Origin of the sequence: Salsuginibacillus halophilus, from assembly GCF_003014715.1 — a bacterium.
GTDB classification, from domain to species: Bacteria; Bacillota; Bacilli; order Bacillales; family Marinococcaceae; genus Salsuginibacillus; species Salsuginibacillus halophilus.
On record NZ_PYAV01000001.1, the window covers coordinates 48,255 to 70,983 of the forward strand.

At 48.2% G+C, this 22,729-nt stretch carries 22 protein-coding genes; 21 read left to right on the plus strand and 1 reads right to left on the minus strand.

The features are described 5' to 3' along the window. Window positions 1-3 precede the first annotated feature (3 nt). The 9 genes from priA to spoVM all read left to right on the plus strand — a co-directional run bounded on the left by priA (window position 4) and on the right by spoVM (window position 10,663). Window positions 4-2,406 carry a primosomal protein N' gene (gene priA, locus B0H94_RS00240; RefSeq protein ID WP_106587225.1) on the plus strand — a complete coding sequence of 801 codons (2,403 nt, stop codon included), beginning with the start codon at window positions 4-6 and terminating at the stop codon, window positions 2,404-2,406. Between the two features lie 37 nt (window positions 2,407-2,443). Then, window positions 2,444-3,385, plus strand: coding sequence for a methionyl-tRNA formyltransferase (fmt, locus tag B0H94_RS00245; protein ID WP_106587226.1), 942 nt, complete (start codon window positions 2,444-2,446; stop codon window positions 3,383-3,385). Further along, window positions 3,382-4,728, plus strand: a complete 1,347-nt coding sequence (gene rsmB / locus B0H94_RS00250; RefSeq protein ID WP_106587227.1) for a 16S rRNA (cytosine(967)-C(5))-methyltransferase RsmB — start codon at window positions 3,382-3,384, stop codon at window positions 4,726-4,728. Before fmt ends, rsmB begins: the two co-directional genes overlap by 4 nt. Before the next feature lie 23 nt (window positions 4,729-4,751). Next, a complete protein-coding gene (gene rlmN, locus B0H94_RS00255; RefSeq protein ID WP_282432521.1) occupies window positions 4,752-5,837 on the plus strand; it encodes a dual-specificity RNA methyltransferase RlmN in 1,086 nt (361 codons plus the stop codon). Window positions 5,838-5,845: 8 nt separating this feature from the next. Next, window positions 5,846-6,592, plus strand: coding sequence for a Stp1/IreP family PP2C-type Ser/Thr phosphatase (locus tag B0H94_RS00260; protein WP_106587228.1), 747 nt, complete (start codon window positions 5,846-5,848; stop codon window positions 6,590-6,592). A gap of 6 nt (window positions 6,593-6,598) precedes the next feature. Next, window positions 6,599-8,533 carry a Stk1 family PASTA domain-containing Ser/Thr kinase gene (pknB, locus tag B0H94_RS00265; protein ID WP_106587229.1) on the plus strand — a complete coding sequence of 645 codons (1,935 nt, stop codon included), beginning with the start codon at window positions 6,599-6,601 and terminating at the stop codon, window positions 8,531-8,533. Between the two features lie 12 nt (window positions 8,534-8,545). Beyond that, entirely contained in the window at window positions 8,546-9,415 is an 870-nt protein-coding gene (gene rsgA / locus B0H94_RS00270; protein ID WP_106587230.1) for a ribosome small subunit-dependent GTPase A, read from the plus strand. Beyond that, a complete protein-coding gene (gene rpe, locus B0H94_RS00275) occupies window positions 9,415-10,059 on the plus strand; it encodes a ribulose-phosphate 3-epimerase (RefSeq protein ID WP_106587231.1) in 645 nt (214 codons plus the stop codon). The genes rsgA and rpe overlap by 1 nt, the downstream gene beginning before the upstream one ends. A 520-nt stretch (window positions 10,060-10,579) precedes the next feature. Then, window positions 10,580-10,663 carry a stage V sporulation protein SpoVM gene (gene spoVM, locus B0H94_RS00280; RefSeq protein WP_106587232.1) on the plus strand — a complete coding sequence of 28 codons (84 nt, stop codon included), beginning with the start codon at window positions 10,580-10,582 and terminating at the stop codon, window positions 10,661-10,663. Between the two features lie 44 nt (window positions 10,664-10,707). On the opposite strand, the gene rpmB is transcribed toward spoVM, so the two are convergent. Next, a complete protein-coding gene (rpmB, locus tag B0H94_RS00285; protein ID WP_106587233.1) occupies window positions 10,708-10,896 on the minus strand; it encodes a 50S ribosomal protein L28 in 189 nt (62 codons plus the stop codon). Between the two features lie 207 nt (window positions 10,897-11,103). Between rpmB and B0H94_RS00290 the strand changes: the two genes are divergently transcribed. The 12 genes from B0H94_RS00290 (at window position 11,104) to rnc (ending at window position 22,279) form a co-directional block, all read left to right on the plus strand. Then, window positions 11,104-11,466, plus strand: a complete 363-nt coding sequence (locus tag B0H94_RS00290; protein ID WP_106587234.1) for an Asp23/Gls24 family envelope stress response protein — start codon at window positions 11,104-11,106, stop codon at window positions 11,464-11,466. A gap of 21 nt (window positions 11,467-11,487) precedes the next feature. After that, a complete protein-coding gene (locus B0H94_RS00295; protein ID WP_106587235.1) occupies window positions 11,488-13,158 on the plus strand; it encodes a DAK2 domain-containing protein in 1,671 nt (556 codons plus the stop codon). Window positions 13,159-13,188: 30 nt separating this feature from the next. Next, window positions 13,189-14,058: a DegV family protein gene (locus B0H94_RS00300; RefSeq protein ID WP_106587236.1), complete on the plus strand. Its 870-nt coding sequence runs from the start codon at window positions 13,189-13,191 to the stop codon at window positions 14,056-14,058. Window positions 14,059-14,182: 124 nt separating this feature from the next. Further along, complete coding sequence (sdaAB, locus tag B0H94_RS00305; RefSeq protein WP_106587237.1) at window positions 14,183-14,845, plus strand: L-serine ammonia-lyase, iron-sulfur-dependent subunit beta; 663 nt, start codon at window positions 14,183-14,185, stop codon at window positions 14,843-14,845. A 12-nt stretch (window positions 14,846-14,857) separates the two neighbouring features. Continuing rightward, window positions 14,858-15,745 carry an L-serine ammonia-lyase, iron-sulfur-dependent, subunit alpha gene (gene sdaAA / locus B0H94_RS00310; protein WP_106587238.1) on the plus strand — a complete coding sequence of 296 codons (888 nt, stop codon included), beginning with the start codon at window positions 14,858-14,860 and terminating at the stop codon, window positions 15,743-15,745. Then, window positions 15,742-17,787, plus strand: a complete 2,046-nt coding sequence (gene recG / locus B0H94_RS00315; RefSeq protein ID WP_106587239.1) for an ATP-dependent DNA helicase RecG — start codon at window positions 15,742-15,744, stop codon at window positions 17,785-17,787. Before sdaAA ends, recG begins: the two co-directional genes overlap by 4 nt. A gap of 70 nt (window positions 17,788-17,857) precedes the next feature. Further along, window positions 17,858-18,454, plus strand: coding sequence for a transcription factor FapR (gene fapR / locus B0H94_RS00320; protein ID WP_282432522.1), 597 nt, complete (start codon window positions 17,858-17,860; stop codon window positions 18,452-18,454). Further along, window positions 18,438-19,442: a phosphate acyltransferase PlsX gene (gene plsX / locus B0H94_RS00325; protein WP_106587240.1), complete on the plus strand. Its 1,005-nt coding sequence runs from the start codon at window positions 18,438-18,440 to the stop codon at window positions 19,440-19,442. Before fapR ends, plsX begins: the two co-directional genes overlap by 17 nt. Continuing rightward, the gene (gene fabD / locus B0H94_RS00330; RefSeq protein WP_106587241.1) at window positions 19,442-20,389 is read left to right on the plus strand and encodes an ACP S-malonyltransferase; all 948 of its coding nucleotides are present in this window, start codon (window positions 19,442-19,444) and stop codon (window positions 20,387-20,389) included. Before plsX ends, fabD begins: the two co-directional genes overlap by 1 nt. Further along, window positions 20,389-21,129: a 3-oxoacyl-[acyl-carrier-protein] reductase gene (gene fabG / locus B0H94_RS00335; protein WP_106587242.1), complete on the plus strand. Its 741-nt coding sequence runs from the start codon at window positions 20,389-20,391 to the stop codon at window positions 21,127-21,129. The genes fabD and fabG overlap by 1 nt, the downstream gene beginning before the upstream one ends. Before the next feature lie 88 nt (window positions 21,130-21,217). Next, complete coding sequence (gene acpP / locus B0H94_RS00340; protein ID WP_106587243.1) at window positions 21,218-21,454, plus strand: acyl carrier protein; 237 nt, start codon at window positions 21,218-21,220, stop codon at window positions 21,452-21,454. 72 nt (window positions 21,455-21,526) lie between these two features. Further along, complete coding sequence (gene rnc, locus B0H94_RS00345) at window positions 21,527-22,279, plus strand: ribonuclease III (RefSeq protein WP_106587244.1); 753 nt, start codon at window positions 21,527-21,529, stop codon at window positions 22,277-22,279. The last annotated feature ends 450 nt before the right edge of the window (window positions 22,280-22,729 follow it).

Sequence of the window (22,729 nt, forward strand, 5' to 3'; positions counted from 1 at the left end):
CCTATGTATGCCCGCGTTTATATAGATGTGTTAAGCGGTTCTGTCGACAGGCCGTTTGATTACCGGATTCCACCGGAGCTTACCGGGGTCGTGCAGCCTGGTGTGCGTGTGCAGGTGCCATTTGGTCCGCGTCAAATTACCGGCATTGTCATCTCATGTACAGAAGAAAGTGATGTTACAAAGGTGAAGCCAATTCATCAAGTGCTTGACGAACAACCTGTATTAACACCGGAGCTGTTAATGCTTGGGCAGACGCTTGCCCGTGAAACGCTCTGCTTACAAATGACAGCGTATCAAGCGATGCTGCCGGCGGCTTTACGTGGGAAAGTTGTAAAAACGCTCGAGCGAAACGTGCCGCTTGCCGAGCTGCCGCCGGAACTCGCTGCGTTATTTCAAAGCAGGCGCCGGGTGTCTTGGATCGATGCGCAAAAATCAGGGACAGCGATGGGTGTCGTACGTGAGGCAGTTGATCAAGGGCTGCTCACCATAGAAGAAGTTGTCAAAGATCAATCCGCTGGTCGGACCCTGCAAGGGGTGCAGCTGCGTGGAAGCTATTCTGCCGAAGAGCGGTTAGAACTTGTAGGGAACCGGGCGGTCAAACAAAAAGAGCTTCTAGACGTTTTAGAAACGAGCGAGCGTCCGATGCTTGTAAAAACGCTAGCTGAAGATTACGGAATTTCAAATGCGGCAGTAAATGGTTTAATTGATAAAGGATTAGCAGAAAAAGTGGATGTTGAAAAGCGCCGCGATCCTTACGGTGCCAGGGATTTTGAAACTTCAACCCCGCTTGCGCTCACAAAGGAGCAAACCCATGTTTTAACATCGATTAAAAAGGTCCAAGCAGCCGGCCATGACACGCTTCTTTTACAAGGTGTTACCGGAAGCGGAAAAACAGAAGTTTATTTGCAGGCCATTGAAGATGTATTAAATCAAGGTAGCGAAGCGATTGTGCTCGTACCGGAGATTTCTTTAACGCCGCAGATGGTGGAACGTTTTAAGTCACGGTTTGGCGAAGCCGTAGCTGTATTACACAGTGCGCTTTCTGCCGGAGAAAAGTATGATGAATGGCGGCGGATCCACCGTGGTGAAGTATCTGTCGTTGTCGGTGCAAGATCAGCGGTTTTTGCACCATTTACAAAGCTCGGCTTAATTATTATTGATGAAGAACATGAAGGCAGTTATAAGCAGGAAGACCAGCCCCGCTATCATGCCCGTGATATTGCGATTCAGCGGGGGGAATATCACAACTGTCCTGTGCTTCTCGGCAGTGCCACCCCTTCGATCGAGTCTTACGCCCGTGCAAGAAAAGGGGTGTACACATTGTTACAGCTTACCGAACGGGTGAACCAAAAGGCGATGCCGGAAGTGAAGATGGTTGATATGCGTGAAGAGTTGAAAGAAGGTAACCGCTCGCCATTATCTACAGTTATGCTAGAAGAGCTCGAAAAACGTCTCGAACGCGGTGAGCAGAGCGTGCTATTTTTAAACCGGCGCGGATTTTCCACGTTTATTATGTGCCGCAGCTGTGGGTTTACGAGCCAGTGCCCGCATTGTGAAATTTCGCTAACTTATCATAAACGCCATCACCAGCTGAAATGTCATTACTGCGGCTTTGAAGAAACGGCACCTGCAGCGTGTCCGGAATGCGGCAGTGAACATATCCGGTTTTTTGGAACCGGCACCCAAAAAGTCGAGCAGGAGCTAAACCGGCTGCTGCCAGAAGCGCGCATCATCCGGATGGACGTTGACACGACGTCCCGCAAAGGTGCGCATGAAGCGTTGCTTCAACAATTTGGCGAGCAGAAAGCTGATATTTTACTCGGCACACAGATGATCGCAAAAGGGCTCGATTTTCCGAATATTACCTTAGCCGGCGTTCTTGCAGCGGATGCCCTTTTAAAAATTCCGGACTTTCGTGCCGCCGAGCGTACGTTTCAGCTGTTAACACAAGTGAGCGGCCGTGCCGGTAGAGATGAGCGCGCAGGTGAAGTCGTGATTCAAAGTTATGATACGGAACATTACAGCCTCCTCCATGCGCAAAACTATGATTTTGAACGGTTTGTGCAGACGGAAATGCAGGAGCGTAAGCGGGCGCAGTATCCACCGTACACGTATATGGTGTTAATTACTGTATCTCACCAGGACCTAACCCGTGTTATTAAAACGGCGAATGAAGTTGCTCATAAAATTGAGCAGCATAAACAACCGTCTACGGCGCTGCTTGGTCCTGTTCCATCCCCGATTGCCCGTATCAAAGATAGATATCGCTATCAATGCATGATAAAATATAAGGATGAACCTGACATGGCACTTTTGCTGCAGCAAGCTGTAGCACCTTATATGAAAGAGATGTCAAAAGATGATTTATACATTGCTGTTGATCGTCACCCGCAGATGTTTATGTAACAGCCGGGTGGCGTTTGCGTGAGAAAGAGGGATACGAATGAACGTTGTATTTATGGGGACGCCGGCTTTTGCGGTGCCGGTGCTTGAAGCAATTTTAAATGAAGGCTACACCGTTTCCGGGGTGGTCACTCAGCCGGACCGGCCAAAAGGGAGAAAAAAACAGCTCACCCTACCGCCGGTGAAAGAAACAGCACTGGCGCATGATCTGCCTGTGCTGCAGCCTGAAACGTTAAAAGATGACGCAGCAAGAGCGGACATCCTCAACCTGGCACCGGATGTCATTATTACGTGTGCTTACGGTCAGCTGCTGCCGGAAGCGATTCTTAACGCGCCGGTGCATGGCTGTATTAACGTGCACGCCTCCTTGCTTCCAAAATACCGCGGTGGTGCCCCGATCCACCGCGCCATAATGAACGGTGAAAACGAGACTGGTGTAACGATTATGTACATGGTGAAAAAACTCGACGCCGGAGATATGTTGAAAAAAGAAAGCCTCTCGATTACTGCAGAAGATACAACAGGCACACTGCACGATCGGTTGAGCACCCTTGGCGCCCGTCTTTTACTTGAAACACTTACAGATATTCAAAAAGGTACGCTTACGCCGGAGGCACAGGTTGAAGCTGACGCAACGTTTGCGCCGAACTTGGAGCGCGGCGAAGAAAAAATTGCTTGGACAATGTCTTGTGAAGCTGTGCTGAATCATATCCGCGGCATGAACCCGTGGCCGGTTGCGTACACGACATGGCAAGGTGAAACATTAAAAGTATGGCAGGCACGTCCTGCTGCTCGCTTTGAAAGCAAGGCAGAAGCAGGAACAGTGCTGCGTGCAGGAGAGGAAGGCTTAATTGTACAAACCGGGGGTCAACCGGTTCAGTTAACAGAAGTACAGCCTGCCGGCAAAAAAGCAATGGCAGCTGAAGATTTCCTGCGCGGACGCGGCCAGACGTTAACAGAGGGTGAGGTGCTCGGCACATGACGACAAAAAATGTACGAGCCCATGCGTACGATATTTTAGAGCGGGTGCGAGACGGCGCCTACAGTCATCTGCTTGTTAACGATGTGATTGAAAAGCAGCGCTTGTCCGCTGAAGATGCCGGGTTATTGACGGAGCTCGTATACGGTGTGTTAAAACAGCGTCCGGCCCTTGATTTTTATATGACGCCCTTTTTAAAGCAAAAACCTTCTGCTCTTGACCGCCGCATTCAAACGATTCTCCAGTTATCACTGTATCAAATGGCTTTTCTTGACCGGATTCCAAACCGGGCAGCGATCCATGAAGGGGTTAATCTTGCTAAAGCGAACGGGCGAAAAGGTCTATCCGGTATGGTGAACGGCGTGCTGCGTAATGCGGACCGTAAAGGCCTACCCGACCCTGAAACGATCCAGGATGAATGGCGTCGTAAAGAAGTACAGACCGGTCATCCGGTATGGCTTTTACAGTTATGGGCAAACATGTTCGGTAAAGAAACAGCTTTTGAGGCGGCTTACTGCAATTTAAAAAAAGCGCCTGTAACACTGCGGACCAATACCCTTCAACAAAGCCGGGAAGCCCTGCAGGAGATCTTAAATGAAGAAGGGGTGGCCACATCTTTTGGCAAGCTCGCCCCTGAAGCCTTAATTACAGCAAGTGGTCAGCCTGCAAAAACTGAAGCATTTGCAAGTGGACGGTTTTCGATCCAGGATGAGGCATCAATGCTTTGTGCCCGCGCGCTTGATCCAAAACCGGGCATGCAAGTACTTGATGCTTGTGCGGCACCGGGGGGGAAAGCGCTCCATTTAATGGAGTGGATGCAGGATGAAGGTTTCGTTACCGCAAGTGACCTCCATGCTACGAAGCTGCCGCTCATTCATGAACAAGCTGAACGCCTCGGTTTAACGAGCTTCGCCCTGCTGCCGCGGGATGCCCGGCAGTTGTCAAATGACTTTGCGGAAGGTGCGTTTGACCGCGTGCTTGTTGATGCGCCGTGTAGTGGTCTCGGGGTGATTCGCCGTAAGCCGGAAATTAAAGCTTATCCAGACAGCTCACATTTAAAAGAGTTCCCGCCGCTGCAGGAGGAGATTCTGCACGAAGCAGCTAAACTTGTGAAACCCGGCGGTCGCCTCGTCTACAGTACGTGCACATTAAACTCGGAAGAAAATGAAGCAGTCGTCAAAAAGTTTCTTCATGAAGCACCCGGCTGGAAACTTGAAGAAGACCTGGCCGAAAAACTCGGCTTGCAAGCTGATGCAAAGAAGCGTACGATGGCAGGAGCAGTCACGATCTTACCACAAGATGCAGGGAGCGATGGCTTCTTTATCGCTTCACTGTTCAAAGAATAAAAGTTGAAAGAGAGGGTTCCAGTTTGGAACAATTGAAAGAGAAAGTCGCAGCGGAACAAAAAGGTTTAAAGCCGCTGTTATCGATGGAGTATCATGAACTAGAAGCTTGGTTGAAAGAAGAAGGAGAGCCTGCTTTCCGTGCAAAGCAGATCTTTGAATGGGTATATCAAAAGCGGGTTGAACGTTTTGAAGATATGACAAACTTATCGAAAGCGCTACGGGAAAAGCTCGCTTCACACTTTTCACTGCGCGTACTTTCAGAGATTGTTATGCAGGAGTCAACTGACGGGACAATGAAGTTTTTATATGAGCTGCCGGATGGCTATTCGATTGAAACTGTTCTTATGAATCATGAATACGGCAACAGTGTTTGTGTAACTACGCAAGTTGGCTGCCGTCTTGGCTGTACGTTTTGCGCTTCGACGCTCGGTGGCTTAAAGCGTAACTTGACAGCTGGTGAAATTGTTGCGCAAGTGCTTGAAGTTCAGCGCCGGCTTGATGAAAAGGGCGAACGCGTGGATTCGGTTGTTATTATGGGAATTGGCGAACCGTTCGACAATTATGATGAATTAATGCCGTTTCTCCGCTTAATTAATCATGATCAAGCGTTAAACATCGGTGCCCGTCATATTACCGTATCAACGAGCGGGGTTGTACCACGTATTTATGAGTTTGCTGATGAAAAGACGCAGATTAACTTTGCTGTGTCACTGCACGCGCCGACAACAGAAATCCGCAGCCGTTTAATGCCTGTCAACCGGGCTTGGCCGCTTGAAAAGCTGATGGATTCAATCCGTTACTATCAAGAAAAAACGAACCGTCGAATCACTTTTGAATACGGTTTGTTTGGCGGGGTGAATGATCAAGTAGAACACGCGCATCAACTTGCGGATTTAATTCACGGGTTAAAGTGCCACGTCAATTTAATCCCAGTAAACGATGTGCCGGAACGCGATTATGTTCGAACGTCTCGTGATGATATCTTTGCCTTTGAAAAAACATTAAAAGATCGTGGTGTGAACGTAACGATCCGCCGCGAGCAAGGACATGACATTGATGCCGCGTGCGGTCAGCTGCGCGCGAAGGAGCGTTCTGAAGAAACGGAGTGAGATTTCTATTGAAAACTGCGTTTTTAACTGATAAGGGCCAAAAAAGGCCGCATAATGAAGACCAAGGATTCTGCCGTGAAGAAGAAGACAAGGCACTGGCTGTCGTTTGTGATGGTATGGGCGGGCATAATGCCGGTGATGTAGCAAGCCTCATGGCAGCTGAAACTGTAGAAGCCGCCTGGAATGATCCAGGAGAAGTAGACCCTGTACAACATGCAGCAACGTGGCTTACGGAAGTGATTGCGGCAGCAAACCACCGGATTTACGAAAAAGCAAATGAAGTTTCTGCTTACCGCGGGATGGGGACGACCCTCATTTCAGCTGTCGCCGATCAGGAGAAGGTAGTCATCGGACATGTCGGGGACAGCCGGGCCTATCATTACCATCAGGAAGGCCTAACTCAGGTGAGCCGGGATCAATCGCTTGTCAATGAATTGGTGGACCAAGGCGAGATCAGCGAAGCTGAAGCTGAAGTGCATCCGCGTAAAAATGTATTAACACAGGCACTAGGTACAGAAACCACAGTTACCCCGGAAGTCGTTGAAGCGGCTTGGGCGCCGGGGGACTTGGTTTTGTTATGTTCAGACGGTCTGACAGATAAAGTCGCAGACGAAAGCATTCATGATATGCTAACCCGGCACCCGCTTTCAGAGGCAGCCCGGACGTTGATCGATGCCGCCAATGAAGCCGGCGGTGACGATAATATTACGGTCGCGCTCATTCAGTATCCGGCCGTTGAAACAGCCGAAAGGTGATTCATTATGATTGGACAACGCATCAACGAACGATATGACATCACTGCAGCAATCGGCGGCGGCGGGATGGCGTATGTATACAAAGCAGAGGATCGAATTCTTGACCGGACGGTGGCTTTAAAAGTACTGCAGCCGCAGCACGCCGAAGAAGGAGCGTTTATTGAACGTTTCCGTCGCGAAGCAGAAGCAGCAGCAAGCCTCGGTCATCAAAATGTCGTTGAGATTTATGATATTGGCGATGAAGATGAGGTTTATTACATCGTTATGGAGTATGTCGAAGGTGAGACGTTGAAGTCACATATTCAGCGGCGTGGTCCACTTCCGCTTGAAGAAGTGGTGGAGCTGTTCAATCAGATAGCCTCTGCAATTGCGCATGCGCACCAGTTCGGCATTGTGCACCGGGATGTCAAACCGCATAATATTTTGCTTGACGAAAGTGGCAATGCGAAAGTGACAGACTTTGGGATTGCCCGGGCGACTAGCGGGGGACAGACGTTAACCCAAACTGAGTCTATTATGGGAACGGCCAACTATTTATCACCGGAGCAGGCACGCGGCGGCGTTGTGACAGAGCGGTCTGATACGTACTCGCTCGGGATTGTGCTTTATGAGATGGTGACAGGTGAACTCCCATTTGGTGGTGACTCTGCTGTATCTGTTGCTTTGCAGCACGTGCAGCGGCCACTTCCTGATCCTGCAGTAAAGCGTGAAAGTCTGCCGCAGCCATTAATCAATGCCATATTGTATGCAACAGCAAAAGACCCTGCCCAAAGATATGCTTCTGTGCAGGATTTTCAGCAAGATGTTAAAACTTGTCTCTCGCTTGAGCGGCGCAGTGAAGCACCTGCGTTAATGGATGAGGTAGATGATGAAGCAACGATTGAAATGCCGGCAGTTTCTCAAAACGATTATGCAGACGTAAAAGAAGAACAACCGGCGCCTGCTGACCCGCCTCCAAAGAAAAAGAAGCGTTTCCTGCTTCCTTTGTTTGCGGCATTTATCGTGTTTTTCGGTGGCTTACTTGCTGCTTTTACGATTGTGCCGATGATGTTTGGTCTTGATGATGTTGACGTACCTGACGTTGAAGAACTTACAATTGATGAAGCGGAAGAAGAGCTCGAGGCGGCAGATTTAAGCGCTGATATTGAACGTGAGTATAACGATGAATTGGAAGAAGACACCGTGATCCGACAAAATCCTGGTGCAGGCAGGACTGTTAAAGAAGGTTCAGATATTCAATTGTTTGTAAGTGACGGACCAGAAACAGAAGAAATGCCGGATGTCATAGACTTGCCGCTGTCATCTGCTGAAGAAGAGCTTGCTGCTTTTGAAGATGTTGAAACCGAAAGTGAAGAAGTGAGCGGGCTAGAAGAAGATACAGTGATTGACCAAAGTCCAGAAGCGGGTGAGCGCATCGTTGTTCAAGAAGAAACGGTGGTACTCACAGTAAGTGAACGGCCTGAAGTGACACTTGATAATCTTCAAGGAGAAAGCGAAGACGTTGTACGTAGTTATGTAAGTTCCCACAACTTAGCGCACAATTTTGCTGAAGCTCATCATGATTCAGTCGAAGCAGGCCGCGTCATTGAGCAGCAACCCGGTCCATATGAAACGGTTCGTGAAGGAAGTGAAGTAAGTTTTACGCTTTCGCTTGGTCCTGAAGAAACCGAAGAAGAGGAGGAGGAAGAGCCTCCATTTGAAACGGTAGAAGCCGTTGTTCCAGTTGATATTGCTGATGAAGAGAGTGATCATGCTTATGAAGTACTGATCACTTATGAAGACGCTGAAAGCGAAGGGGAAGCAACTTACATTGAAGAAGAAATCAATGCTTCAACAACGTATCACGTGCCGCTTATTGTGACACCGGAAACAGATGGTCAGTACACGTTGTATATTGATGGAGAAGAAATGCAGGCGAACGAATTTTCATATGACGGTTAAACAGGAGGATATATGGCTGAAGGACGGATTATGACATCTATTGGCGGGTTTTATGACGTTGAAGACGAAACCGGGCGCTATCAGTGCCGGGCCCGTGGACGGTTTCGCAAAGATAATGTTAAGCCGATTGTCGGGGACTGGGTTTCTTTTTCTAAAGACGGGGCTTACATTACTGAGGTACATGAACGTGATAATATGCTGCTCCGTCCGCCAGTAGCAAATGTGGATCAAGCGTATATCATTTGTGCCGCAAAAGACCCTGATTTTTCTTCGTACTTTCTTGATCGTGTACTCGTTCATGCTGAAGCAGAAGACATTGAGCCGGTCATTGTTATTACAAAGCTTGATCAAGTGAGTGATGATGATTTGGAACTTTTAAACGTTTATAAACGGCTTTATGAAGATGTCGGTTATGACGTTTATTTTACCCGTCTGCTTGAGGAAGGGCCGCCACCGGCGTTAACAGCAGAGCTGGATCAGCGGATCACTGTTCTAAGTGGTCCATCCGGTGCTGGTAAATCAACGCTTTTAAATGTGCTTGCCCCTGAAGCTCAAGTTGAGACAGGTGAAGTTTCTGCTCAGCTTGGACGCGGCCGTCATACCACCCGTCACGTTGAACTTTGGAACGTAAATGGGGGCCGGATTGCTGACACGCCAGGCTTTAGTTCACTTGAGTTTCACGGGATCGAAGCTAAAGATTTAACGCTTTATTTTCCGGAGATGCGTGAACGGTTGCCAGACTGCAAGTTCCGCGGGTGTGCTCACAAAAATGAACCTGGTTGTGCAGTGAAGGCAGCTGTATCTGAAGGAGAAGTTGCAGAAGAGCGTTATCAGCATTATCTTTCGTTTTATGATGAAATTCAATCTCGGAGGTTGTATTAATGACAAAAATTGCGCCATCGATATTAGCCGCAGATTTCAGCCGGCTGCAGGACGAAGTTGAACGTGCCGAAGCAGCTGGGGCAGATTTTATACACGTCGATGTGATGGATGGTCACTTCGTACCAAATATTACGATGGGGCCGAATGTTGTAGAAGCAATTCAGCCTCATACATCGCTACCACTTGATGTGCATTTAATGATTGAAAACCCGGATCAATACATTCCGGCGTTTCGACAAGCAGGGGCCTCAATCATTTCAGTCCACGCTGAAACTTGTCCGCACCTGCACCGGACCATAAGCTTAATCCATGCTGAAGGTGCAAAGAGCGGCGTCGTATTAAATCCGCATACGCCGGTGGACATGATCAAACATGTGATTGCTGATGTTGATTTAGTGTTATTAATGACGGTTAACCCGGGTTTTGGCGGTCAGTCGTTTATCCCGGAAGCTGTAGAAAAGATTCGTGAAGTGGCTCACTTGGCTGCAGAAAAAAATCCTGAACTTTTGATTGAAATTGACGGTGGAATTAATGAAGAAACAGCGGCTGCCTGCCGCGATGCAGGTGCGAATGTATTAGTCGCAGGTTCATCCATTTATAAAGCTGAAAATATGGCAGAGGCCGTTAAAAGCATCCGGGGCTAGAAGGCTCCGGATGTTTTTTACGTCTTTATACCAGACATCTTAGAGGTTTTTCCAGGGGATGAGAATTAAAGCTGATTTGTCATACATAAGATGCTTTATATTAAAAGGTTATTGAGCGTATTTGTTACTTTTTTAAGGGCGGACTGTACAAACGTTCAAAACGTGTGCTAGGCATTCACTGTAAAATAAGTTGTATGACCTTTGTGCCCTTTAAAAATTTTGGGTTAGCGTGTATGTAATACAGTAAAGCTTACATAAATCAACCGAAGTATTGACGTGAAGGCCAAAACATAAAGCCTATAGATAGATAAATCGCACGCAAAAAGAGGAAGCTAGATAAATTTTTATATAAAAGTTTTTGTTCACACCAAGCTGAAAAAAAGGTCGTCTGAGATTTTTTCTTAAAAATGATGTACTATCTGTACGTTCTTGAATATATATGAAAAAGAGGCTAAAGAAGACGGCTGGTGCCGCTGCACGAGCAGGGCTGGAGTTACCTTGAGGGAAAGGGGCCGATTGCATGAAGTTTTATACGATTAAATTACCGAAGTTTCTCGGAGGTTTTGTGCGGGCTGTACTGCATTCTGTACGACGTGAAGATTAATTCATAAAAAACACCTGGCAGCTCAGCCAGGTGTTTTTTATGAATTATACACGCGTAACTTTGCCAGCTTTTAGCGCCTTTGTGGAGACGTATACGCGCTTTGGCTTACCGTCAACGAGGATGCGGACTTTTTGTACGTTCGCGTTCCAGCGGCGCTTCGTGGAGTTGTTCGCGTGGGAACGGTTGTTGCCCGATTTTGGGCCTTTTCCGGTTACGTAGCATTTACGAGCCATGTCATGCACCTCCTATCAGCATCGTTTAAAATCTCAACGATTTCATACTGACTTATCGTAGCACATATGTTTCTAGTTTTGCAACATAAGGATTGGTAATTTCTACGTCTGTCCTAATTCCGGGGGGAATCTTCCTTTGAAAAACACGTCCGGTATAGTAAAATAGCGTTAGCTGAACGAGCAGTCCGCTAAAGGAGGATGGATTTCATGGCTATTGAAATGAATTCACAATTAGGATCCATTGATGTATCGCGCGAGGTTGTAGCAACAATCGCTGGAGGAGCAGCTGTCGACTGCTACGGCATCGTCGGAATGGCTTCGCAAAAGCAGATTAAAGACGGCTTAAGCGAACTCGTGAAACGAGAGAACTTTACCCGCGGGGTTGTGATCCGTGAAGTTGAAGAAGAGATTCATATTGATATGTACATTATCGTCAGTTACGGAACAAAAATTTCCGAAGTGGCGTATAACGTTCAGACGAAAGTAAAATATCAACTAGAGCAGATGCTCGGCCTCTCTGTTGACGCAGTGAACATTTTTGTTCAAGGGGTGCGGGTTGCCAATTCATAGGCTGAGGCTTGAGGAGGAACGATGGAGATGAAAGTAGTGAATGGCAAAACATTGGCAGCGATGTTCGTTGAAGGTGCACATCGCCTGAAAGCGAACGCTGCACGTGTTGATGCGTTAAATGTTTTCCCGGTGCCTGATGGTGATACCGGAACGAATATGAACTTAACAATGAGCTCCGGCGTGAAAGAAATTGAGCACGCCGGGCTGAGTCATGCAGGTGCGGCGGCAAAAACGTTTTCTAAAGGCTTGTTAATGGGCGCGCGTGGGAATTCCGGCGTCATATTATCGCAGTTGTTCCGTGGTTTTGCAAAAGGCGTGGAACTAGAAGACGAGCTTAACGGTGAAAATACAGCAAAAGCTCTTCAGTCCGGGGTGGATATGGCTTACCAAGCTGTGATGAAGCCGGTAGAAGGTACAATTTTAACCGTAGCAAAAGATGCAGCGAAGGCAGCGAAAAAAGCAGCTTCAAACAGCAGCGGAGTAGAAGGTGTATTGAACGCAGCTTATGAAGAAAGCCAGGCAGCGCTTGAGCGTACCCAGGACCAGCTCCCCGCTTTAAAAGAAGCAGGGGTTGTAGATTCCGGTGGACAGGGCCTTGTTTATATATATCAAGGAATGCTTGCGTATTTACGCGGCGAAGAGCGCCCGGAAATTGATGAAGGACAAGTACTAGAGAGTGAAGAAAACTTTGATGCAGCGCACCAGAACCTTCATGACCAGCTCGATCCTGCGGATATTGAGTACGGCTATTGTACAGAGTTTATGGTACGTCTTTCTGAGGACAGTCAGCCTTTTGATGAGCATGTATTCCGCCGCGATATCGGTCGTTTCGGTGACTCGCTTCTAGTTGTCAGCGATGAAGATTTAGTAAAAGTACATATCCATGCGGAGCACCCAGGAGAAGCAATGACTTTAGCTCAAAAGCACGGTAGTTTAATGAACATTAAAATTGAAAATATGCGTGAACAGCATGCTGCCTTAAACCACCGGGAAAACCAAGAGGAACAGCCCGCTGAAGCTCCGGTCGTGCCTGAAGGTGCCTACGGTATTGTAACGGTCTCTATGGGCGATGGCATTAAAGCTTTGTTCCAAAGTCTTGGTGCCACACAAGTCATTGAAGGCGGTCAGACGATGAATCCGAGCACAGAAGATATTGTGGCGGCAATTGAAGCTTCAACTTCTGAAACCGTCTTTGTGTTTCCAAACAATTCAAATATCGTAATGACAGCTGAACAGGCAGCCGAGGTGGCGGATAAAGATGTGCGTGTGATTCCATCGAAGTCTGTACCTCAAGGGATGGCGGCACTGTTTGTTTATGATAGCACGCTAGCAGCAGATGAACTTGAATCAACGATGAATGAAAGCCTAAAGGAAGTTCGAACCGGGCAGGTCACATGGGCTGTTCGAGATACATCGCTTAACGGTCGTGAGATTAATGAAGGTGATTTTATGGCAATGGTCGAAAAAGATATTGCAGCAACAAGCCCTTCACTTGAAACCGCTGTGCTTGAATTTCTACCGCAGTTGATTTCAGAAGATGTTGAAATTGTGACAGTGCTCGCTGGGGCTGATGCTGATTCAGCTGTAACTGAAGCCATTAAAACTTACATTGAGGAAAACTATCGTGATGTTGAGCTTGAAGTGCATGAAGGTGGTCAGCCGATTTATCCGTATATTTTTGCGGCAGAGTAATGAATTGGAACTCGGAAAGGGGCAATTGATATGAGTCGTGTAAAGATTGTAACCGATAGTACCGCAGACCTGCCGAAAGAACTTATTGAAGAGCTTGATATTACCGTTGTTCCGCTTCGGGTGACTTTCCCGGACGGCACCACGTATCAAGATGGTGTAGATTTAACGGCAGAAGCGTTTTATGAAAAACTGCAAACGGCAGACGGGGTGCCGAAAACGTCGCAGCCGACCCCGCATGAGTTTGAAACGGTGTATAAGCAGGTGAAAGAAACGTATGGTGAAGATACGACGGTGCTTTCTCTTCATCTATCAAGCCGTTTAAGCGGGACGTATCAAGCAGCAACAATCGCGAAAGAAGAAGTTGAAGGGCTTCATATTGATGTTGTGGATACAAAACGGGCAAGCATGGCCTTTGGCTTAATTGTGCTCGAGCTCGCCCGCTTTGCACAAAGCGGTGCTGATGCACAAGCCTGCCGCGAGCGGTTGGACGATTTACTCAAAAAATCCCGGGTCTTTTTCGTTGTAGATACGCTTGAGTATTTACAGAAAAATGGACGTATCGGCAAAGCATCAGCTATGCTCGGGTCTTTATTAAAAATGAAGCCGATCTTGTCATTAACGAATGAAGGTGAAGTTTATGCTGCCGATAAAGTACGCGGTAAGAAAAAAGCGCTCCTTCGTATGAATGATTTGTTAGCTGATGAATTTAAGTCAAAGCCAGTTCAAGTGAGTGTTTGTATCGCAGGCCCTCATGAATCGTCTGAAGAAGTTCTTGATATGCTCAAAGGTACATTTGACGTGCAGCAAGTGTTTGAATCAAGTATCGGTCCAGTCATCGGCGCTCACGTAGGCCCGGGGACAATTGCTGTTGCAGTAGCACCGATGTACAATGATGCCTGAAAACAACCGAGTCGGTCATTTGTTTTTCCGTGCCTGCGGAAGGTACGGCAGCAAATGGCCGTTTTTTAAAATCAAGCTGTTAAATTATGAAAGCGCTATCTTAATGAGGTAGGAGGAAGAATGAATGAAGTATCGCAGCGTATTTGATATTATAGGACCGGTCATGATTGGTCCGTCGAGTTCTCATACTGCCGGTGCAGCCCGGATTGGAAGGCTTGCACGTTTGCTGTTTGGTGAGGCGCCAACAGAGGTGCAGATCCATTTGTACGGCTCGTTTGCAAAAACATACCGGGGGCACGGAACAGATGTTGCTTTGGCCGGCGGTCTGCTTGATTTTGATACATTTGATGAACGCCTGCCTGAATCCATTCAACTTGCTGAAGATCAAGGAATTCAACTGCGCTGGTTTGAAGAGCATGCCGTTACGGATCACCCAAATACTGTCCGTCTCCGTCTGAAAAAAGGTGAACGCGAAATGGAGATTGTCGGCATTTCCATCGGCGGAGGAAAAGTGGAAATTACGGAACTGAACGGCTTTGACCTGCGCTTGTCCGGTCATCATCCTGCAATTTTTATCGTGCATCAAGACCGGTACGGTGTCATTGCTGAAGTTTCTAATCAACTGGCAGAACGGGAAATGAACATTGGTCATATGGAAGTTTCACGCAGAGATAAAGGTGAAGAAGCTTTAATGGTGATTGAAGTTGACCAGCCGGTAGATGCGGCTGTATTAACAGATTTGGAGAAACTTGATCACGTGATTCAAGTCGCTAAAATTCAAGATTAAGGAGGGATCGCGGTGTTTAAAAATGCAGCTGAACTGATTGAGCGTGCAGTCATGAAAGAAGGATCCATTGCAGAGGTTATGATTCAACAAGAAATTCACGAAAAAGGAAAAACGCGTGACGAAGTATTGCAGACGATGGAAGAACGTCTCGATATTATGGAGCAGGCAGTAGACCGCGGCATTAACGAGGATGTTGAGTCAGTCTCAGGACTTACAGGAGGCGACGGCAAGCGGCTTGCAGCCTATGCCGCGAAACAAAACACATTATCCGGGCCCGTACTTCTCGATGCGGTAGCAAAAGCGATGGCGACAAATGAAGTAAATGCCGCGATGGGAACCATTTGTGCCACACCGACTGCCGGTTCTGCCGGCGTAGTTCCGGGTACATTATTTGCTGTGAAAGATCAGCTCAATCCAACGCGCGAAGATATGGTCAAGTTTTTGTTTACCTCTGGTGCATTCGGCATGGTTGTGGCCAATAATGCCTCCATCTCAGGTGCCGCTGGCGGGTGTCAGGCAGAAGTAGGGTCAGCCGCCGGAATGGCTGCTGCTGCAATCACAGAACTTGCCGGGGGGACACCGGAGCAGAGTGGTCATGCCATGGCGATGACGCTCAAAAATATGCTCGGGCTCGTTTGTGACCCTGTCGCCGGGCTTGTGGAAGTGCCATGCGTAAAGCGAAACGCTGCCGGTGCTTCGATTGCTTTAATGGCGGCGGACATGGCCCTTGCCGGCATTGAAAGCCGGATTCCGGTCGATGAAGTCATTACAGCAATGTATAAAATTGGGGAAAATATGTCGGATGACTTAAAAGAAACAGCCCGGGGAGGCCTAGCTGCAACACCAACCGGCCGCCGTCTCGAGACTGAAATTTTTAATATTTCCCTTGATCGCTCATGAACGCTGAAAGTGCACCGCCGGTGACCGCTGTCAGTGGTGTTGGCGACAAATCAGCAGCACATTTGGCAAAGCTCGGTATTCAAACGGTATTTGATTTAATTAATCATGTACCGTTTCGTTATGAAGACTACGAGCCGCGCCGTGTTGAAGACTTAACCCATGATGAACGGGCTACCTTGATCGGCCGGGTGCAGTCTGAACCATCGGTTAGGTATTTCGGCAAGAAAAAAACGCGCTTAACATTTCGGATCGAAACAGGCGGTGTACTCGTGACTGTTACCGTATTTAACCGTGCTTTTTTAAAGCGTCAAATTACGCAGGGGGCATTGGTTACAGTGAGCGGTAAGTTTGATAAACACCGGCTGCAGCTGACCGCCCAGCAGGTGTACAAGGGTGAGCCATCGGAAAGCGGCAAACTTGCGCCGGTATATTCTGTCACAAGCGATATTAACATGACTCAATTGAAAAAGTGGATCCAGGAAGGGTTGAAAGCTTATGGAGAAGAAGTCCCTGAGCTGCTTCCTGCTCCGCTGTTGGAGAGATACCGGCTGCCAACCCGGGCTGAAGCTTTGTTTGAAATTCACCGCCCAAGTTCGCGTGAAGCGTTAAAGCACGCCCGCCGCCGCATCGTTTATGAAGAATTCTTTTTATTTCAGTTAAAGCTCTTAGCTTATAAGCAGTATCAACGCCGGGGGGAGGATAAAACACCACTCGTCTTTGATCGTGATCAAGTTGACCAGTTTATGGCTTCTCTTCCATTTACGTTAACGAAAGCGCAGCACCGCGTGATTCAAGAAGTGCTGCAGGACATGAGCTCCGATTTGCGGATGAACCGGCTTTTGCAAGGAGATGTAGGCTCAGGTAAAACACTTGTAGCATTGATCGCTGTTTATGCTGCTGTAACTGCCGGCAAACAGGCGGCGCTTATGGTACCGACAGAAATTTTAGCTGAACAGCACGCTGAAGAAGCTGAAAAATGGCTCGCTTCATTTGGTGTGAAGTGTGCGCTGCTCACAGGCTCAATGACAGCAAAAGAAAAGCGGAAGCGTTACGAAGCACTTGAAGCTCATCAATTGGATTTAGTTATCGGAACCCATGCTTTAATTCAACCGGATGTTCCATTTCACGACTTAGGGTTGGTGATTACGGATGAACAGCACCGCTTTGGCGTTCGGCAACGCCGCGTATTGAAGGAAAAGGGCGCATCACCAGATGTGTTATTTATGACGGCGACCCCGATTCCGCGAACCATGTCGATTACGTCATTTGGCGATATGGACGTCTCATCCATTGATGAACTCCCTGCGGGACGAAAACCGATTGAAACGTATTGGGCAAAGCCTGATATGCTTGAACGAGTCGTCGGTTTCATGAAAAAAGAGCTTGCTGCTGGACGTCAGGCATATGTTATCTGTCCGTTAATTGAGGAATCAGAGCAGCTTGATGTACAAAACGCTGTTGATGTTCATCAAATGATGCAGGAGTTGTTACCGACACATCAGATCGGTTTAATGCACGGCCGGCTGCCGGCAGAAGAAAAAGAAGGTGTGATGGCTTCGTTCGCTGCAGGTGAAGCGCATGTGCTCGTTTCTACAACGGTCGTGGAAGTCGGCGTGAACGTGCCAAACGCGACAATGATGCTCATTTATGATGCGGACCGGTTTGGCCTGGCCCAGCTGCACCAACTGCGCGGCCGTGTCGGGCGCGGAGAGCACCAGTCCTATTGTATTCTCCTTGCCGAACCGTCGTCTGAAAATGGGCAAGAGCGGATGCGGATTATGACCGAAACGAATGATGGGTTTGTGCTTTCCGAACGTGACTTAGAGCTGCGGGGGCCCGGCGATTTTTTCGGTGATAAACAAAGCGGGCTTCCTGATTTTCAAATGGCGGATCCTGTCCACGATAAACGAGCCCTTGAAACGGCACGGGCAGATGTTGCCGCACTTACGTCGTCTGAAGAATTCTGGTCCGCTGGAGCTTACCCGAAACTGTGGGCTTATTTAGAAGATGCAGGGGTGTTTCAAGAGGAAAAGCTCGATTAGCTGTTGAAAGCAGCCGGGAACCATTATATACTACCATTAGTACCTAGTCATAAAAGTGGGTGATCAACCGGTGGCGAAGCGTCCGAAAGCAGAACGGCAGCAAGAGCTGCAGGAAATGGTGGATAAAAACCCATTTACAACAGATGAGGCGTTGAGCGAAGCTTTTGAAGTGAGCGTGCAGACGATTCGGCTTGACCGGATGGCTTTAGGCATACCGGAACTGCGCGAACGCATCAAACATGTTGCCCGCCGGCGGTTTGATGAAGTGAAAGCACTCGGTGAAGATGAAGTTATTGGAGAAATTGTTGATTTAACGCTTGATCATACGGCGATTTCGGTTTTAGATATTCAAAAGGAACATGTTTTTTCTCGCACCGGCATTGCCCGCGGGCATCATTTATTTGCGCAGGCAAACTCGCTTGCTGTGGCGATTATTGATGAGGCGCTCGCACTTACTGCTTCGAGCGAAGTGCAGTTTATCCGTCAGGTGAAAGAAGGCGAGCGGGTTGTCGCAAAAGCGGTTGTAAAAGATCAAACGCCTGCCCGGACGGTTGTTGGTGTGGAGAGCTATGTAGGTTCGGACCATGTCTTCTCCGGAACTTTCCGGATGTACCGGACAGGGGAAGAACTTGAAGGGGGCAAAACAGCAAATGAAACTAGCAATTGATGTTATGGGCGGCGATAACGCACCGAAAGCGCAAATTGCCGGAGCTATTGCAGCTGTAAAAACATTCGAAGACCTTGAAGTGCTGCTTGTCGGAAAAGAAGAAATGATTCGTGAACATATGAGTGATCAGCCGCGGATCACAATCATTCACGCTGAAGAAACGATCGAAGGCGACGACAACCCGACGCGGGCTGTTCGGCGTAAAAAAGACGCTTCGCTCGTTGTCGCCATGCGTTTAGTACGTGAAGGTGAGGCAGATGCGTGCGTATCAGCAGGCAATACTGGTGCACTGATGACAGCAGGTCTGCTCCATATCGGCCGGCTTGACGGGATTGACCGTCCGGCACTTGCACCAATGCTTCCGACCGTTGATGGACAAGGCTTTTTACTGCTTGATGTCGGGGCAAACGTTGATGCAAAAGCCGAGCATTTAGCCCAGTATGCCCGTATGGGACGCGTTTATATGGAAAAAGTGCAAAAACGAGAAGCGCCATCTGTCGGTCTTTTAAACGTCGGTAGTGAAACAGGAAAAGGAAACGAGTTAACAAAATCGGCTTATGAGCTGCTCGAGGGGCAGTCGCACAATTTCGCCGGCAATGTAGAAGCCCGCGAACTGCTTGAAGGGGCGGCAGATGTTGTTGTCGCTGACGGGTTCTCTGGGAATCTCGTTTTGAAATCAATTGAAGGCACAGCCGGCGCACTTTTTTCGATTTTAAAGCAGGAACTGACGTCTTCAGTGAAAAATAAGCTGGCTGCCGGGGTGTTGAAGCCGAGCTTTCAAACGATCCGCGATCAAATGAACTATGCCCAGTACGGGGGTGCAGGTTTGTTCGGTTTACAGGCCCCGGTTGTGAAAGCCCACGGTTCCTCGGATCATACCGCGGTTTATCACGCGCTTCGCCAAGCACGTGAAATGGTGCTTGAAGATGTGTGCGGGGTGCTCAAGCGTGAAATTGAAAATGATGAATTGAAGGAGACAGATGCGTAATGGGGAAGCTTGCGTTTTTATTTCCAGGGCAAGGCTCACAAGCGGTCGGCATGGCCCAGGAGCTGATGCAAAACCGTCAAGAAGCAGCAGACATTGGCAAAGCCGCAGATGAAGCGGTCGGCTACAACTTAACGCATCTTATGGCTGAAGGTCCTGAAGATACATTGACGAAAACGGAAAATGCACAGCCTGCACTTGTTACAGCCTCGTGTGCATTCCTGCCAGCCATTGAAGCTGCCGGCATCCGGCCGGATTTCACAGCCGGTCACAGCCTTGGAGAGTATGCTGCACTCGTTGCAGCCGGTGTGTTATCGTTTGCTGAAGCTGTAGAAGCTGTGCATGCCCGCGGTCGTTTAATGGAAGAAGCGGTACCGGCAGGCGAAGGAACGATGGCCGCAGTTATGGGCATGGCTCGTGAAGATTTAGAAACTGTCCTTGAAGCTGTCCAGGCTGAAGGAGAGGCTGTAGAAGCAGCGAATATGAATGCACCGGGTCAAATCGTTATTTCCGGATCAGCAAGCGGCGTTGCACGCGCCGGCGAGAAGCTGAAAGAAGAAGGGGCTAAGCGGGTCGTACCGTTAAATGTAAGCGGACCGTTTCATTCTTCGTTAATGCAGCCGGCAGCAGATGGTTTAACGGAGGTACTTGATGGTTTAAGTTTCACGGATGCCCAGATTCCTGTCGTTCAAAACGTCAATGCAAAGCCGACCACAGATGCACAAGCCTTAAAGGACGGACTTGTATCGCAGGTGACATCCCCGGTTTTGTGGGAAGATACCGTTCGCACACTTCTTGATGAAGGCGTGGACACATTTGTCGAGATCGGCAGCAAAAATGTACTCTCGAGCCTCGTCCGCAAGATTCAGCGTAAAGATATTACAGTACTTGCGGTTGAAGATGAAGCATCACTTGAACAACTACTTAACCTTGAAAGGGGCGACGGCTAATGCTTTCTGGAAAAAACGCACTCGTTACAGGCGCTTCACGCGGGATCGGCCGAGCAATCGCAGTTGAACTTGCAAAATCCGGTGCCAATGTTGTCATTAATTTTGCAGGCAGCCGCGATAAAGCAGAAGAAACGAAAGCAGCTTGTGAAGCAGAAGGCGCAGAAACACTGCTTGTGCAGGCGGATGTAGCAAAAGAGGAAGAAGTGAAACGGCTTTTTAAAGAAGCAGCTGAAGCATTCGGCACACTTGATATCGTCGTCAATAATGCCGGCATTACCCGTGATAACCTTGTTATGCGTATGAAAGAGGAAGACTGGGATGCTGTGATGGATACGAACTTAAAAGGCACGTTTAACGTTGCGAAAACGGCGGCTCGTCCAATGATGAAAAACCGCGGCGGTACGATCATTAATATTGCTTCAGTCGTAGGGGTGCTTGGCAATGCCGGACAAGCGAATTACGTCGCTGCAAAATCCGGCGTCATTGGTTTAACGAAGTCGCTTGCCCGCGAGTTTGCCCCGCGAGGCATCAGGGTAAATGCAGTAGCACCTGGTTTCATCGCTACAGATATGACCGATGAGCTCGGTGAAGATGTAAAAGAAGAGCTGCTGAAACAAATTCCACTTGCAGAGCTCGGAGCTCCAGAACAAGTGGCTCGTACCGTACGGTTTCTCGCTTCAGAAGACAGCAGCTACATGACCGGTCAAACCCTTCATGTCGACGGCGGGATGGCGATGTAGGAAAGAAAGCTCTGGCATTCTTTTGCGGTTTATCCTATAATAGCCGTAGTTTATGGGAATGATTAGTTTTAGAGGAGGTGAACTAAAAATGGCAGATACACTTAATCGCATTAAAAAGATCGTAGTGGATCGTCTCGGTGTTGATGAAGAAGAAGTCAAGCCGGAAGCGACGTTTAAAGAGGACCTCGGTGCAGACTCACTAGACGTTGTTGAGCTTGTCATGGAGCTTGAAGATGAGTTTGATCTTGAAATTTCCGACGAAGAAGCTGAACAAATCACTACGGTTGCTGACGTTGTAAATTACATAGAAGGTCAGCAGTCTTAATGAATTGAAAAGCCCCGAGTCGTTTAAACGGCTTGGGGCTTCCTATCATGGTCAAGAAAGGAGGCGTATGAAATGAGTGAATCTCCACAGCTGCCGGTACAAGGAAGTGAGCGCAAAGTTTTTCAAACGTTGTTGAAAGAGCTAAACCTGCCGTATGGAAACGATGCGTTATTTATTCAAGCGTTTACGCACTCATCTTATGTAAATGAACACCGGATGAATGATGTGTATGATAATGAACGTTTGGAGTTTTTAGGCGATGCGGTGCTTGAGATTGCGGTCTCGGAATATTTGTATTTACAGTTTCCTGAGATGAGTGAAGGGGAAATGACGAAGTTGCGTGCGGCTGTCGTGTGTGAACCTTCGCTTGCGGAAATGGCAGAGGAACTTGGGTTTGGCAGTTATGTGCTGCTCGGTAAAGGTGAAGAAATGACCGGCGGGCGTGATCGTCCGGCACTGCTTGCAGATGTGTTTGAGTCATTTGTAGGTGCCCTTTATTTAGATGGTGGTTTGGCCTCGGTATATGCGTTTATGAAAATGTCGGCTTATAAACGGATTGACCGTGGCGAGTTCACCCATCTATTAGATTTTAAAACGCAGCTGCAGGAATCGGTGCAGCGCGACGGACTAGGCAGCCTCTCGTATGCAATTGCAGACCAAAAAGGTCCGGCGCACAGCCGTGAGTTCGTTTCAGAAGTTTCGTTAAAAGGAGAGGTTGTCGGAACTGGCACCGGCCGCTCGAAAAAAGAAGCAGAGCAGGCAGCCGCCCAGGATGCGCTCGCAAAACTCGGCATGAACGACTGGCGCTCATTTGAACAAAAGTAAGCCCTGCTTTTGCGAGGTTTACACGTTGAGACAAGCTTTCACGAATAATAATGAAAGCTGACGTCGCTTTTCAGCGGACAATAGCACCCGGAGGGCACAAGTGTGACATCGGTTTGATCTGCGCTCACGCTTGAAGTCACCTTGTCTGCTTAGCCCACGTCACGGCCTCAACTTCCTCGGCAGAAAGTCATTGCCTGCGGGATTTTCGGCTCGCGCTGTTTTTGGTGGCGTCGCAGCCGATGTTCGACAGCCTTGCTTAGTTTGAAGGTCATCAATTGTAAAGATCGTTGTGATGAAGCAATATCTACATGAATACAATTCATAACGATGCTTCATAAGCGTTGATCAAACGAACGACATCAATTGGATATTATTTAACATCTTTAAATAACAAGTAACCGAAACAAAAGACGGCGACTCCCAGAGGATTAAGCGCAGGCTGAAGATCCA